This window comes from Spartinivicinus ruber, from assembly GCF_011009015.1.
Taxonomy (GTDB): domain Bacteria; phylum Pseudomonadota; class Gammaproteobacteria; order Pseudomonadales; family Zooshikellaceae; genus Spartinivicinus; species Spartinivicinus ruber.
The window spans coordinates 655,403-670,734 of sequence record NZ_CP048878.1 but is presented as its reverse complement, the minus strand read 5'-3'; the positions used below and the strand labels follow the sequence as shown (position 1 = coordinate 670,734).

The following is a 15,332-nucleotide window of genomic DNA, read 5'->3' as shown; positions in this document are numbered from 1 at the left end:
ACTATACCTAAGCCATTAACTGCTGTATATTTGAACAGCATGGAAACTTAATTGAGAAGGTATAAATAATGGCTATCAACAAAGTTCAATTTCAAAAAGGCCTGAGTTTAAACGAGTTTCTCAAACAATATGGTACAGAAGAACAATGCTTTAATACCTTATACAAATTGCGATGGCCAGAAGGTTTTCAGTGCCCCAATTGTGGATACGACAAATGCTGTCAACTCACTACTAGAAAGCTTCAGCAGTGCTATAAATGTCACCAGCAAACATCTGTAACTGCAGGTACTATCTTTGAATCAACCAAATTACCATTAAAGACTTGGTTCCAAGGGATGTATTTGATCTCCCAAGACAAAAAAGGTATATCAGCCATAGAATTACATCGCCATTTAGGTATTTCCTATCAAGCTGCCTGGAGAATGAAACATAAGCTCATGAAAGTGATGCAAGAAAGAGAAGGCACCAAGCAATTGTCGGGTTTTATTGAAATTGATGATGCCTATCTTGGTGGTGAGCGTACAGGTTGCAAAAGAGGTAGGGGAGCAGATGGGAAAATACCTTTTGTAGCAGCCGTAGAAACAACAAAACAAGGTCAACCGACACGAATTAAACTGAGCATTTTAAAAGGGTTTAATAAAGAAGAGATAACGGCTTGGAGTAGGCAGAATTTGGCCAAGGGCAGTACCGTAATCTCCGATGGACTGGCCTGTTTTAATGGTGTCATAGAAGCAGGTTGTCTTCATGATAAAATTGTATGCGGTGGTGGTCGTGCATCAGTAGAGGAACCTGAATTTTATTGGGTTAACACCATCCTTGGAAACTTAAAAAGTGCTTTACGTAGTACTTATCATGCTATTCGCGCTAAATATGCACAACGTTATCTTGCTGAATTTCAGTATCGATTTAATCGAAGATTTAGCTTAGTAGAATTTATTCCTAGGCTAGCATTTGTAGCACTGAGAACACCTCCACTACCAGGTAAGCTACTAAATATAGCTTAGGTATGATGATAATTAGGAATAACTATTTGTAGGCTGCAAATCTCTCCTTAGATAATGGTAATTCATAATTGCACCATTACCACCTGCACTACAACCGGTTGTTAGCATTGCTCCGGCTGACTAAGGTTTTCTCTTAACCAAGCAACCACTGCACGAGAGTTTCTGACTCCTCGGTGATGCCATACATAAGACTTTCCTTGTCCGTTTGAGTCTTTATAAACAACAGTCCGATCTCCTGCATGTACATCACCTGTACAATAAGGTAAAAAAACCTGAATCCAGTCTTGTGCTGGAAATTCGTCCCGATAATGATCACGATATAGAAAAGGCGTTAAATAAGCAGTCTCCAATTTATTCATGTAGTTATCTGGAATACCATTGATATTACGCGCTCCACTAATACCTTTTTCACCTTTGCAACTAGCATAATCCCAACAAGCACCACCAGGTTCAAAGTTAATACTTAAATTAGTCGTTCCTCGGGCCAAATTTACATAGAACTTATAGGGAGACCCATTACCACAAGTAGCCCCTGTATAAGGATGCAACTCAACTTGTTGCCATTTGCCAAATCGCCTAGGGTCAAAACCATCATTAAAACTTGTTGGGTTGGGTATTAATGGAAAACTCCCCTGTTTCTCAGTCTCAGTTAGCTTGTTTATTTTGTTTAACGAAGTTAATTGCTGTTTAGCATACTGCTCCATTGAAGAGTTAGCCTGCGTATGGCCTATTAGTAGAGTCAATACCAACAGAACACTAAAATTTTTAACCCTTGATAGTCGTAAAGCCACTTTTTGACCTCCTTGTCTTTATTTTTATTAAACTGACTTACCAACCAATTTTTTCAAGCTAATACAGCTTGAATAGCCTGTCGAGCTATCAGAGTATAGGTGGTTTCTAGCATTTATTTTTTCATCAAGCTGTAGTCAATACATATAGTCAAAGCGAATGGTTTTCAGGGACAGCCATCGAGCGATGAAGCCCTATGAGTTTATATTTCAATAAATGATTAGAGTGAAGACAGTTTATTTCTCCTGCATAAACTGCATTCACACCATCCTTGGAGCTTAAGGACGACAACAAACCCTAAAATTTATTTAACAAGAGTATACTTTAAGAAGGGACTATCACATGATAAGAAGCACCACTTTATTTTGTTTACTATTTATACTACCTTGCCTAGGATATGGCTTTCCATTTGCAGAGCTTGAAGTACAGATACAAAAACAAAGTGACATAAACAAGTATCTACTAGAACTTGATAAACAGTTTAACAATCAACTACATAATGATTTGAAATCAATCAAAACCTTAATGTCTATTATTGGCATGGAGTCTGATAACAACGACATAGTGGCTGCTATTGAAAGCTACTACGCTGTTGATATAGCTCAAACTAGTGAGTTGCTTAATTTACACCCACTCAATATTCAACTACTACACATTAAGCAAAAAAAATATAATTTATCATTAATTAAAAAATATAAAGCTTACAAATGGACAAATACAATTAATGAGTTTAAGAGTCTAGCTCAGTTAATATATTCTTTCTTACCTCAAGAGCAGCAAGAATATTATCAACCTAAGTTTGATGAAGCTATAACAACGTTAGACTCTCTAAATAAAAACATTAAATCAACCATTTTGATTGCCCACCCTAGGTTTAATAAAATAAATATCAAACAGCTACAAAAGCAGTTTACTGGAGAAGGTGCAACAATAGCAGTATTTGATGTATTTGAAGAATCACTCATAACCACACAAAGAAAAAAGCATAAAACCACTACTATCGAATCTATCAAAAAATTTGGTGACCCTGTTTCCATGAGCCATGGCAATGCAGTAATTGATATAATTCTTTCCATAGCCCCAAAATCTAAAATTATACCAATCAGCACTGACACCCAAAATTATAATAAAACCCTACGATATATACTTACTAGAAAAGACATTACTATCGTCAATATGAGTAGAACATTTCTGGAAAAAGAAGGTCACTTAGATTCTAATTTTAGAGATCAATTAATTGCATTAACAAGACAAGCAATTGTTACCAAATCATTAGGAAACTGTGGTACTGATCTATATGAAAACTTATCTCCTATCCGCCAACAACTTGGCTTAGGTAAAGTAGGTGCCATTACCTGTTATGATACCAAACTAATTAATAGCTTTTTAGTAGATCCTGTTTCAAGTAAGCATCAACAACATATACTTTATGCTATAAATACAGCCCCCTTCGCAGATCAAACCGCGCTAACTGCTACTGTTCCTGGCAATTTTCCATTAGCTCAACTGCATAGCCTGGCTGTTCCTGCAGAAGGTGTTTATACTGCAATTACTGATAACTTTGAGTCTGGTAGCTCTTTTGCTGCTCCCCAACTTGCAGCCATCAGCGCTTTACTCTACCAAGCATCTACTAAATATTATCCCAATCACATTAAACAATTTCATCTTTGGCAAACTACCCATGCAATTAAGCAAACGGCAAATAGCCAGATAAAACCCAGTGAAGAGTTTGGCTTAGGATTAGTAGATGGAGATAATGCTCTACAAAAGGTAAAATCAGGCCTTAAGCTTTAATACCTACTTATATAACCCAATGTTTACTCCACCCTTCGAGAGGATGGAGTAAACATTAGACAAAAAAAAACATTAAAAGCTGTAGTAAAATTTTTCTTCATAACAAATTACCTATGTAGAAACTTACTTCAATTAATTTCCACATACAAGGAATTTCAACATTCAAATCAGCTATTTATTCCACCAACAAAGACATACTTACAACAGAATTAAAAACATCGTCCTAAGCTATTAATTTTCTTTACTTTAGCTCTTTACACTTACACAACATCCTTTCAGTTCATCTGCTATTTCAGTATATTCTCAACAAAAACCAACATCACAATATATTTATTTATATTTTTTTCACATAAAGCTACATTTCAATTAATAAACTTCACACCTAATATAGCAAATCAATGTATAAGATGCTTTACAAATTCTTATTTCGTTGTTCCTAAAAAGGAAATTTATATAAAAGATCATTAAACTTAAAATAGGAAGAGGTACAAGCCATGGAAAAGGTGCCTAGTTGGATTTGCATGCTGTCATTAGTATCTTCAGTAATTTTATCACCAGTATCTAATGCAATAATATATATTTACGAAACCACTTCATACGTTGACTATATAGCGAATGTTACAATGCCGAGTTTTATCACAGATGTAACTATTATTGCTAAAATTAAACCAAAGGTTGCAAGACCACGTAAGCGCTCAGGCTAATTCTAAACCATTCAATTTTAGAAAAACACCATTTGTTCGTTTTTAAAATATGCAGCCAAAAAATAATAATCATTTAGTAATTATGGCTAATTTTTTGCTGCATATTTTAAGTCAGTTAGCAAACAAGATGTTTTGGAGATATAATGAATACACAAAATACTTCTTTATGTCATAATGGTTGTAGTGATAGTGAAACTGAAATGGCATTATTACTTCTCAGCAAGCATGAGAAGTTCCTGCAAAAACATTTCGAATTGCAACCAAATAGAAACCAAACAACTTTTTCCAAATGGGCATGGTTCACTGTACTTGAAGCTATGCTAATAGCATCCTTATACAATCTGCCTCATGACAACTTTGAGGAGCTATTATTATTTACAGTTAAATCTTATTCCAGCTTATCTTACTCAGTTACCCAACAGGTTGAGCTTGAAACTTTCGTCTAACAATAATGCAAAGATAAACAATAAAAATATGTTTTAACAATTTTTGCACGGGTAAACTTATACCCGTCAGTATTTTATACATAACAAAAAATCAAACTTCAATAAGTATAATCAATTTAATTACTTCGGTAATATCACTGAAAGTAATTTACACAAACGTCAACCTAAGGGAATCCATATCCATAATTACGACCTCGTTATCCCTACAAATAGGAGTCAAGGATAAACCAGTCGCAGCACGAGTAAAAATGCAGCGTATACCTGCAACTTTAGTGATCAAATTACTTCACCTAACATGAATAAACAAAATACTGTTAATAAAGAAAGAAGGTTTGATCCACATACCCTAGCTATTTAAATCTAGATGCTACTGATTTTAAAGCATCATTGAGTGAATCCTTTGCATGATCAAGACCGGTTTTAAGGTCTTCCCAAGCATCGTTACTTGCTACTTTTAATTCATTTAACTTAGTACGAGCATTTTCTTGCATAGTTTTAAGCTCTTCAATATGTTTATAATACTCAAGCTCAGTATCTGCTTCAGTTTGCTTTGCTTTTGCCTTTAACTTATCAATTTCAGCACTTAGCTCATCAAGTTTAGCCTCTAGCTTCTTTTCATAGGATTCTTTCATACTCATAATTTTTTCCTTTATAATTTGCAATATATAGTTAGCCTGCTATGAAAGTGTATACATTATCTATCACTACAGTACTGCAATTTTACTCTTGATACAGCTTCATCCAAGGTAATAACTGTAGGCCCAGCATTGGTGAATTGAGATGCAACTATCATTAACTCAGTTTTAACTGGTATTTTAGTTGCGCCACATCCTTGATATTCCTGAGGTAGTTTATTCCATGGAATTGTCACATTATAGTCATTTATTTCACCATTTTCGCCATCTCTTTTATAGTGGTAAAGTTTACTCGAACGATAAGGGGCTGCATTACCTACACCGTGAGCAATAGATAACCAAGCAGACCCTCCTATTGAAAATTTATAGATACTATCCATAGCAAATTTTAAGCTACTTAATCGATAATCTCGCGGAATTGTGACATTATATTGAATAATACATTTACGTATTTCAGGACTTGTTACCATTGTAGTGGTTGTCATATCATTAAAATATGCCTTTATATAAGCACCTCCTAACTCTTTAATTACTTGAATATCATCATTAATACAATTCCCTTCTAATGACAAACTATCAAATTCAATATTATCAAAGGCGGAAACAGAAGCTGTTACTGTAACCATACTTATAAAAAGTATAATAAAAGCAATTACTTTGCATTTCATATTTATGACCTTATCACAGTGAAAAGAGACTCAAAATAAAAAATCAATATAATTATTAAATCAACTAAGTTATACGATAAACAACCACCAACACCAAAATGAGTACTGTATTCCTATTAGCATATGACTAATTAAGCCTAGATATTCAATTAAAATCTTATTAGTCTTTAGCTTGCTATTTTATTTTAAGTATGGCAAAAACTGCCTTTCAAATAATAAATCTAACTATATCTGAATCAAAGGAGTGATTCATGTTTAAAAAAGCACTTACAGCATTATCTCTTTCATTTATAGCAGCAACAGCATCTGCGAACCCGTTGCATATTAGTCAACCACAACTATCTGGCGATTGCATTGGAGATGATATTAGAATTGTTAACGAAGGAGGTAAAACCTATATTGCCGCCTTTTTTAATGATATGACAGCCAATAGCACGGAAGGTGTATATTCAAAGCGCCGCTGCACAATGAATTATAAAGTTAATCTGCCAAGAGGCTATCGACTTGATTCATTTGTATTTGCAGTTGATGGTATATACCAACTATCAGAACAGGGCTCTGGTCGTGTAACTGTTTCCCATCGCGTTGCAAATGCACCTTCTGTTCGTAATACTCGTTTTTTAAATAAAGAAGAAGATGGTGGAGCAGGAGATATCAATGACTATGTTGGCACTATTTCCCGAAGCCAGTTATCACCACAGCATCAAAGTTGCTATGGAACTTCAGTTCCTTTAACCACCAGTTTATATGTATCAACAACTCAACCCAAAACTGACAGAAGCGGCATTACACTCGTTTCTTTAGATGAAGGTGTTTCAGATGCTGGTTATGTAAAACTTTGTAGAATTCAGTTTAGCCCTTGCCAACAGGGAGCTGACTCTACACTTTAAAATAAGACTATTAATATAAATAGTAGAGAGTAGCAACTAAACTGCTGCTCTCTTTTAATTAGAATGAGGATATGTGATGCGATACTGCCACTTAACTTATGGCTGGCTACTTTGTCATTGTAGCTTTATTATTGCCTCACAACAGCAGGACGTCATTGAACTATTGAATGTTGATGTTAGTCAGTGTAAAGGGGCCTATATAGTAGAACAAGTGGGTACAACTAAAATAGTTTTTGATATACGTTCACTAAAAGTCGATCGTGAAAATACCCAACCAATAACAAAATGCCGTATCACAGGGGAAGTTTTTGTACCAGAAGGCTACGCTATTGACTATCGCCATTCAAAAGTGATAGTAGACTTCTTAGGACAAATGACCCATGAAGGCGATAGAATCACCTCCAAATTACTTGTCGGCTATCATAATCAGCGAGCAACAGATTTTACTTCTAAGACCTATACAAGCAGCATTAGTAATGAACTGCAGCCCTTGGATAAAGAGCACTATACACTTACTTTAAATACCTTATTGCCAGAGCTTGAACAACCAAGTGACTCAATGTTACTGCCATTTCATATCTCATTGACAGGTTTGATCAATTATAATCTGGATAGTCTTTCTGACATTTTTATCCAAGGAACGAAGCTAGAGATTTATTTATTTTCAAAACCATTATAGCTATTATTCAACAATTATATTAATGCCCCAGTATAAAGAAATGTAGCACTTTTAATCAATCTAATAAGTAACTACCAGCTTACCTATCATTTTCCCGCTTTCTATTTTCTGATGGGCCAGCTTGAATGTATCTACATTTAGCCCATTCATCGTTTCTGTTAAAGTTGATCGAATAATACCTTCATCAGTTAACTTGCTAATTTGCTGTAAAATATGATGTTGCTGAACCATATCTAGCGTATTAAACATTGGCCGAGTAAACATTAATTCCCAATGAAAAGAGGCTGATTTCCCCTGTAATTGTGAAAGATTAATTGGCTCCTTACTTTCTACAATCCCCACAATTCCACCTTGTGGTTTAATAAGCTGCACCATTGCTTCCCAATGATTATAAGTATCAGCCGTATTAAAAATATAATCGACTTGTTCTATCCCCTGAGCTTTAACATCTTCCACTAATTGGTGATGGTTAACCACTGTATCTGCTCCCAGCTCCTTCACCCACTGTTCTGTTTCTGACCTTGAAGCTGTTGCAATCACATTAAGCTTTCCAACTTGCTTAGCCAGTTGAATAGCTATAGAACCGACACCACCAGCTCCCCCAATAATTAATATTGTCTTGTTTTTTCCTTCTTCTGTTTGTATAGAGAGACGGTCAAACAAAGCCTCCCAAGCTGTCAATGAAGTTAAAGGTAATGCCGCCGCTTCTTCAATAGACAGTTGAGTGGGCTTATGACCTACTATTCGCTCATCCACCAGCTGAAATTCAGCATTACTACCTGGACGACTAATGTCTCCTGCGTAAAAAACCCTATCACCTACTTTAAATAAACTCACATCTTGCCCAACTGCAACCACTTCACCCACAGCATCAAAACCTAAAATTCTAGGTTCCGCTAATTGAGTTTGCACTGCAGCACGTTGACGTACCTTCACATCAACGGGATTAAGCGAAACAGCAGAAACTTTGACCAATAAATCTCGTGGACCAGGCTCAGGTCTATCAAGCGAAATCTCTAATAAACTCTGTTCATCAGTAATTGATCTTGATTCAGTAAAACCTATTGCTTTCATATTAGTTTATCTCATTTACGTTATAAACATTAATAATATATTTTATTGCCAACTTTATTATTTAATGACCAGGCAACTCACTTACAACCTTTATACATTAACTTAGTTCAGGTCTTTATCAGCATTATAGACAGATACATTAATAGTGATTAGACTATATTATCAAACAATAGTGTTCATAAATATGAACAATGAGAAGTCATTATGATACCGCTAACGAAAATGGCCAGCTTTGCATTGGTCGTTAAGCATGGCAGCTTTACAGCAGCGGCCAAAGCATTAGAAGTACCAAGATCAACAGTGTCTCAGCACATATCTTCATTAGAAAATCAGCTTGATGTAAAGCTATTGTCGCGTAACACGCGAAAACTCAGTTTAACAGCAGCAGGCGAAGTGTATGTTAAGTACTGTATGCATATGCTAACAGCTGCTGAGGAAGCTAACTTGGCTTTAAATGAGTGGCGAGATCAACCTACGGGTAAATTACGGATTACTGCTCCTGAAGCTTCAGGCACGACAATACATGGAAAAGTTATTACACAATTTCAACAACTATATCCAAATATCTCTATTGAAATGCTTGTATCAGATACAACAATGGATATTGTTAGCAATAGCATTGATGTGGCCTTTCGTACTGGCCGATTACAAGATTCTAACTTGATTTGTAAAAAAATTTCCAACCTGAAACGAGTAGTTGTTGCCAGCCCTGACTACATTAAGCAGTTTGGTGTACCAGATATCCAGACACTACAGAAACATAACTGTATTATTCATGACTCATTACCTAAGTGGCCACTTACAAGCACTAATAAAACAGTTAATATTGACGTCAATGGTACAGTGAGTAGTAACAGCTTGTTATTTATTAAGGAAGCCAGTATTAATGGACAAGGGTTAGCACTTCTACCTATATTTTTCTGTAAAGAGTCAATCAGGGAACAAAAATTAATAACTATTGACACACTCAAAGTACCTGACAATAGATATTATGCTATTTACCTAAGTAGAAACCAACAACCTAAAGCATTAAAGTGCTTTCTAGATTTTGTAAAGCGCTATCCTTTTTTTAAGGACTAGGTAGTTAAACACCAAATGGATTATCAATAATATAGTATTATCTGCCAACTACTTTCAGCTTTTATCCCTTTATGTTACCAATCAAACCTAATCATTATTATATAAATATACTGAATAGCATTCCATAAAAAATATTATATAAATTTAATTAGTAAACCAGATTAGTTTAACCTCTACATTTATTTTCCTAATTTTTATATTCAAAGTAGAAATTCTTACACTATAATTACTAAGAGTCCATAATAGTAGGAGGTTTCCTTGAATAGCAGATCAAATACTTCTCTTAGTGAAGTGCTATATATATCTCATGGTGGTGGGCCTTTATCACTATTAAATGATAAAGGACACATAAAATTAGTAGACAATCTTAAAAAAATTGCTTCTATCGTCGAAAAACCACAGGCAATTGTGGTTATTAGTGCTCACTGGGAGGAAGCCATCCCAACCATTACTAGTGGTGAATCACCTTCACTAATATATGATTCTTATGGTTTTCCAGAAGAATCCTATAATATCCAATACCCTGCCCCAGGTCACCCAATCCTAGCAAAAAAAATATTTAATTTATTAAAAAACAAAGGTATTGAGGAAAACCTTAATGAAGATAGAGGCTTTGATCATGGATTATTTATACCACTTAAAATAATGTATCCAGATGCTAATATCCCCTGCGTCCAAGTATCCCTGTTAAATACATTAAATCCTGAACAACATATTCAAGTCGGTAAGGCACTTTCTGAGTTGAGAAAAGAAAAAGTAATGGTTATTGGCTCAGGTTTTTCATTTCACAATCTCAAAGCATTTTTTGGAGTATTTCCAGAAGCAGAAATGGCTTATAGATACCTGTATAAGTCAGAAGCTTACAGAAGCTGAAAGAGAAAATAAACTGATTAACTGGCACTCTGCTCCAGCAGCTTTTTATTGCCATCCGAGAGAAGAACACTTATTACCATTACACGTTTGCTATGGTTTAGCAAAGTCACCAGCTAAACAGGTTTTCACCTTTAATGTATCCAAGATAAAAACAAGCTCTTATCTTTGGTAGCCTTAAAAAACTTAATACTCCCTAAGAAGAAGTTAACTTTTATTTAAATGACAAAAGGATTCTTTACTATTTGACTGTTTAGTTTTTAAAGATCAGAGCTACTAGCCATGAGCAAAAAACTTAAAACCAACATCAGCAATATAATAGGTATTAGGCGTCAAGCTTGACTTTGCTTTGCACAAACTGATAATGAAGGACTTACCAGTTATGGCAGGTGTTAATCCGAGGCATATTTATATGCATATGAAAATTTTTTACATTTTCATCCTTTAGCATATCAATCACATCTATCCTAAATAAAAAACATCTCAACCAATGGAACTAAAAGACCTATCAATCAAAATAGTCAGTCATTGCAATATGTCATTAATCAACTCAATATGTTGTATACTATACACTAGTAATAATAGCTTGCTCCGAAGTATCAACCAATATTACAACCTACTAGGATAAAAATAATATAGACTAGCAGCATTTAAAATTTCATATATTATTTTTTTAATGAGACTATAAAAGTTTAACTGTTTCAACTTTTATATAACTAAGTAACTATATAATAAGATACTATCAAACTATTAGTTATTTTGATAATACTTACTAAATTTACACAATCTTATACTTTAGCCTTTTATTAGAACTAAAGTATCATTACACTCTTGCTGCTTTTACAGTATCATTATATATGGTATTGACCATGCTTACTTTACAACAGGATTATTAATCAATGGAACCACGTATTAGCATTATCACATTAGGAGTGTCAAACCTAGAAAAGTCCTATCAATTCTATACTACTCTTGGGTTTCCTACTTCTAAAAAACCTGAAGATGGTATCATCTTTTTCAAAACAAGTGGTGTGTGTTTGGCTCTTTACCCTCTGAATGAGCTAGCTAAAGATGTATCTTCAGAGTTTATAATCAATCGATCAAGTTTTTCTGGAATCACCTTAGCACATAACACCAAATCCAAAGCTGAAGTGAACACAGTTCTGGAGCTAGCCCAGCAAGCAGGGGGCACAATAGAAAAGCCAGCCCAAGACGTATTTTGGGGTGGTTATAGTGGCTACTTCTCAGATCCAGATGGTTATTTATGGGAAGTTGCTTATGGGGACTGTTGGGAGTTCAATGAAGATGGCAGTCTTATTATTGAATAATATATGGTTTTTAGGTGCAACCATCAATTGATGGTTTTCAATAGCACTCTTAAGAAAATTAAAGTAGCTACCGCAAGTCTTGCTGCATCAGACTTGCCTCCATGCATAAGCTGTATTCGCACCATCCGTAGAGTTCAACGAAGACAACAAATCCTACCAATTTAAAGAGATCAAACTGGTACCGCTTTAGCTGGACGCTAGGTAAATATTAGGATGGAATTTATAAAAATCATTTACTTCCGCATCCATCTATGAAATTTTTCCAGCCAAGCTAATATAGTGGGTGATACATTGGCTTTTTTCCACATACCTGCAGCATATTTATTCGCTTCTGCTAATGTGGGATAAATATGAATGGTTCCAAGGATTTTATTTAAACCTAAACCATGCTTCATAGCACTAACGAACTCAGCAATCAGTTCTGCTGCGTGATAACCAACTATTGTCACACCTAAGATTTTATCTTTTCCAGGCTGAGTGAGTACTTTGACAAATCCATGGTCTTCTTCATCAGCAATTGCTCGATCTAAATCATCAATACCATAATAAGTGACTTCATAGGGAATCCCTTGATCTTTAGCATCTTGCTCATTCAATCCTACTCTAGCGACTTCAGGATCAGTAAAAGTTGCCCACGGAATTACCGAATAATCAACTTTGAATTTTTTTAATTTACCAAAAAGTGCATTAACACAAGCATACCATGCCTGATGAGCCGCTGTATGGGTAAACTGATAAGGGCCTGCCACATCACCACAGGCATAAATATTTTTATAGTTGGTTTGCAGATATTCATTTACTTTTATTGTGCCCTGTGGATTTAATTCTATCCCTAGCTCTTCTAAGCCAAGTCCTTTAGAATTAGCCTGACGTCCTACAGCTAATAAAACAGTATCACACTCAACTTCAATATTTTCTCCCTGGTATTCAGCAATCAATATTTTCTTATCATTTTGTTGCTTAAACTCTATTGCTTTATGATTTACTCGAACATCAATACCTTCAGCTTGAAATTTATTAGTCACAAATTTAGCGACATCTTCATCTTCTCTAGGTAAAACACGTTCAGCCATATCCAACTGAATGACCTCAGAACCCAGCCTGGAAAAAGCCTGAGCCAACTCACAACCAATTGGACCACCGCCTAATACCAGTAGCCTTTTTGGCTGTTCACGAATTTCCCAAATAGTATCTGATGTATAATAGTCAATGTTTTCTATTCCAGAAATAGGGGGAACAAAAGGCCTAGCACCAGTTGCAATTACAATATTTTTAGTTGTAATGACTTTATCATCGACTTCCACTTCATAGGGGGACTTTATTTTAGCACTTCCAGTAACACACTCAACTCCTAATCCAGTATAACGCTCGATGGAGTCATGCGGCTCTACCTTTTTTATAATACGTTGTACTCGCTCCATTACTTTAGCAAAGTTCACTGTTACTGCTGTCTGCTCTAGCCCAAATTCAGCTGCTCGATCAATATAGTGTTTAATTTTTGCTGAGCGAATAAGCGCTTTTGATGGAACACACCCTGTATTTAAGCAATCCCCACCCATTTTATGACGTTCAATCAAGGCTACCTTGGCTTTAACGGCAGCAGCAATATAAGATGTTACCAAACCAGCAGAGCCTGCACCAATTGCAATAATATTTGTATCAAATTGTTTTGGCTTGGTAAAAGATCTTTGAGGATTGTTCATACGAGAAACCTTACTATAAAGCCCTACTATTTTATTAAAAGTAACTAAGCGGCACCTATTAGAAACACCTAAAAGGTACCTCTAAATTATTCTATATCTTGATCCGACTGTTTAACCTTAATCAATTTAACAATACCTTTTGCAATCCAAGGGAATGCTGCTAATAATAAAAATGAAATAATGATTCCAGGAGTAAATAGCCCTGTAACAGAAAGTTCTTCTACATTTGACAGGCTAGCTCCTGCATTTACATAAACAATGGTTCCGGGCAGCATGCCAACTTGGCTAACCAAAAAGAATTGTAATACTCTAATTGGTGTTAGCCCCATGACTAGATTAATTATAAAAAAAGGTATTGCAGGAATTAATCTTAAAGTAAACAAATAAAAACCACCTTCTTGCTCAATCCCTTCATTTATTGTTTTCAAGTGACTAGCAAATTTATGCTGTACCCAATCACCTAGTAGGGTTCTTGAAATTAAAAATGCTAATGTTGCTCCTATAGTACTGGCGAATGAAACAATAATCACACCAGTTAACAACCCAAATATTAAGCCAGCAATAATCGTCATTATTGCTGCACCCGGTAAAGAAAGGGCTGTTACAAATACATATACCACAAAGAATATAGCAATTAGCATAAATGGATTGTTTTCTTTCATTGGACCTATTTGTTCAGCATAAAGGTTTTTTATACCATCCACCGTTAAGTGCTGATGAAAACCAAAGGCAAAAAACAACCCAATCCCAATTATTACTATGGCTAATACTATTAACTTTGATTTAGACATAACTTGCCCTATTGTTGTTTGAATGGTAAGGCTATCATCCAACGAATAGATGATGTATCACTCTTTTGATATTCTGTTAAGCCAATCGGCATAACCACTTCATTTGTTGCGGGCTCCTCTCGATAACTTCCAAATAGATAATCCCACCAGCTTAGGTTAAATCCAAAATTAGCATTGGTTTCTGTAGGGATAACAGAGTGATGAATCCTATGCATACTGGGAGTTACAATCACTTTCCGCAATAGTAGATCAACTTTTGCTGGCAAACGAAAGTTTGCATGCTCAAAGAGAGAGGATGTACTTAGCAAAATTTCAAAAACAATGACAGCAATAGTCGGTATACCTAACAGTATTATTAAAAGTGACTTGAATAATACTGAAATAATCATTTCAATCGGATGGAAACGAAAACCGGTAGAAAAATCAAACTCTCGGTCAGCATGATGTATTTTATGGAATCGCCACAAAATCGGTATTTTATGCATCAACCGGTGCTGCCAATAAATAGCACAATCTAATAGAATGACCCAACCTATAATCATTAAGACATTTTCTGTCAGATCTGTGAAGCCTAACCAATAGGACAATCCCCATTGATTTTGACTAGTAACTATAGCGACTGAAAATGGTAATAATAATTTAAAAAATAACCTGAGAATTCCTGTGGATATAATGATTAGTGCAAAGTTGCCTAATAAGTGCCGCCATTTCTTTGTAATTAATCGACATGGAAACCGATGCTCAAAATAGCCTATTAGCACGATGGTTACCAAAAATATGAGTAATCTAGATATATTAACTATATCAAGCTCTGTCATAACCAAACCTTATATAGAGTGTTTGTTAGGTCATTATCTTATAGAACCTGATATAGATA

Annotated in this window: 15 protein-coding genes; 8 read left to right on the top strand and 7 right to left on the bottom strand. The window is 35.1% G+C overall.

The window, feature by feature from the left end:
• Positions 1 to 68 precede the first annotated feature (68 nt).
• A complete protein-coding gene (locus G4Y78_RS03070) occupies positions 69 to 1,004 on the top strand; it encodes an IS1595 family transposase (protein ID WP_163830705.1) in 936 nt (311 codons plus the stop codon).
• Positions 1,005 to 1,105: 101 nt separating this feature from the next.
• Here the strand turns inward: G4Y78_RS03070 and G4Y78_RS03065 are convergent, their stop codons facing one another.
• Positions 1,106 to 1,795: a pectin acetylesterase-family hydrolase gene (locus G4Y78_RS03065; protein ID WP_163831559.1), complete on the bottom strand. Its 690-nt coding sequence runs from the start codon at positions 1,793 to 1,795 to the stop codon at positions 1,106 to 1,108.
• A gap of 340 nt (positions 1,796 to 2,135) precedes the next feature.
• On the opposite strand from G4Y78_RS03065, the gene G4Y78_RS03060 reads away from it, so the two are divergent.
• Positions 2,136 to 3,587, top strand: coding sequence for a S8/S53 family peptidase (locus tag G4Y78_RS03060; RefSeq protein ID WP_163831557.1), 1,452 nt, complete (start codon positions 2,136 to 2,138; stop codon positions 3,585 to 3,587).
• Between the two features lie 847 nt (positions 3,588 to 4,434).
• Positions 4,435 to 4,737, top strand: coding sequence for a hypothetical protein (locus tag G4Y78_RS03055; RefSeq protein ID WP_163831555.1), 303 nt, complete (start codon positions 4,435 to 4,437; stop codon positions 4,735 to 4,737).
• Between the two features lie 350 nt (positions 4,738 to 5,087).
• Here the strand turns inward: G4Y78_RS03055 and G4Y78_RS03050 are convergent, their stop codons facing one another.
• Together G4Y78_RS03050 and G4Y78_RS03045 are read right to left on the bottom strand one after the other, a co-directional pair.
• Positions 5,088 to 5,375 carry a sll1863 family stress response protein gene (locus G4Y78_RS03050; RefSeq protein WP_163831553.1) on the bottom strand — a complete coding sequence of 96 codons (288 nt, stop codon included), beginning with the start codon at positions 5,373 to 5,375 and terminating at the stop codon, positions 5,088 to 5,090.
• Positions 5,376 to 5,431: 56 nt separating this feature from the next.
• On the bottom strand, positions 5,432 to 6,040 hold the full coding sequence (locus tag G4Y78_RS03045; RefSeq protein WP_163831552.1) for a hypothetical protein: 609 nt from the start codon (positions 6,038 to 6,040) through the stop codon (positions 5,432 to 5,434).
• A gap of 251 nt (positions 6,041 to 6,291) precedes the next feature.
• Here G4Y78_RS03045 and G4Y78_RS03040 point away from each other — a divergent pair, with 251 nt between their 5' ends.
• Positions 6,292 to 6,930, top strand: a complete 639-nt coding sequence (locus G4Y78_RS03040; protein WP_163831550.1) for a hypothetical protein — start codon at positions 6,292 to 6,294, stop codon at positions 6,928 to 6,930.
• A gap of 76 nt (positions 6,931 to 7,006) precedes the next feature.
• Entirely contained in the window at positions 7,007 to 7,609 is a 603-nt protein-coding gene (locus G4Y78_RS03035) for a hypothetical protein (protein WP_163831548.1), read from the top strand.
• Positions 7,610 to 7,669: 60 nt separating this feature from the next.
• On the opposite strand, the gene G4Y78_RS03030 is transcribed toward G4Y78_RS03035, so the two are convergent.
• A complete protein-coding gene (locus tag G4Y78_RS03030) occupies positions 7,670 to 8,683 on the bottom strand; it encodes a zinc-binding alcohol dehydrogenase family protein (RefSeq protein WP_163831546.1) in 1,014 nt (337 codons plus the stop codon).
• 204 nt (positions 8,684 to 8,887) lie between these two features.
• Between G4Y78_RS03030 and G4Y78_RS03025 the strand changes: the two genes are divergently transcribed.
• From G4Y78_RS03025 to G4Y78_RS03015, 3 genes are all read left to right on the top strand, one after another.
• The gene (locus G4Y78_RS03025; RefSeq protein WP_163831544.1) at positions 8,888 to 9,763 is read left to right on the top strand and encodes a LysR family transcriptional regulator; all 876 of its coding nucleotides are present in this window, start codon (positions 8,888 to 8,890) and stop codon (positions 9,761 to 9,763) included.
• A 258-nt stretch (positions 9,764 to 10,021) separates the two neighbouring features.
• Complete coding sequence (locus tag G4Y78_RS03020) at positions 10,022 to 10,636, top strand: DODA-type extradiol aromatic ring-opening family dioxygenase (protein WP_230425689.1); 615 nt, start codon at positions 10,022 to 10,024, stop codon at positions 10,634 to 10,636.
• 896 nt (positions 10,637 to 11,532) lie between these two features.
• Positions 11,533 to 11,961, top strand: a complete 429-nt coding sequence (locus G4Y78_RS03015; protein WP_163831542.1) for a VOC family protein — start codon at positions 11,533 to 11,535, stop codon at positions 11,959 to 11,961.
• A 233-nt stretch (positions 11,962 to 12,194) separates the two neighbouring features.
• On the opposite strand, the gene lpdA is transcribed toward G4Y78_RS03015, so the two are convergent.
• The 3 genes from lpdA to G4Y78_RS03000 all read right to left on the bottom strand — a co-directional run bounded on the left by lpdA (position 12,195) and on the right by G4Y78_RS03000 (position 15,273).
• On the bottom strand, positions 12,195 to 13,664 hold the full coding sequence (gene lpdA / locus G4Y78_RS03010; protein WP_163831540.1) for a dihydrolipoyl dehydrogenase: 1,470 nt from the start codon (positions 13,662 to 13,664) through the stop codon (positions 12,195 to 12,197).
• A gap of 86 nt (positions 13,665 to 13,750) precedes the next feature.
• Entirely contained in the window at positions 13,751 to 14,455 is a 705-nt protein-coding gene (locus tag G4Y78_RS03005; protein ID WP_163831537.1) for a TVP38/TMEM64 family protein, read from the bottom strand.
• Between the two features lie 8 nt (positions 14,456 to 14,463).
• Entirely contained in the window at positions 14,464 to 15,273 is an 810-nt protein-coding gene (locus tag G4Y78_RS03000; RefSeq protein ID WP_163831535.1) for a sterol desaturase family protein, read from the bottom strand.
• Between the last annotated feature and the right edge of the window lie 59 nt (positions 15,274 to 15,332).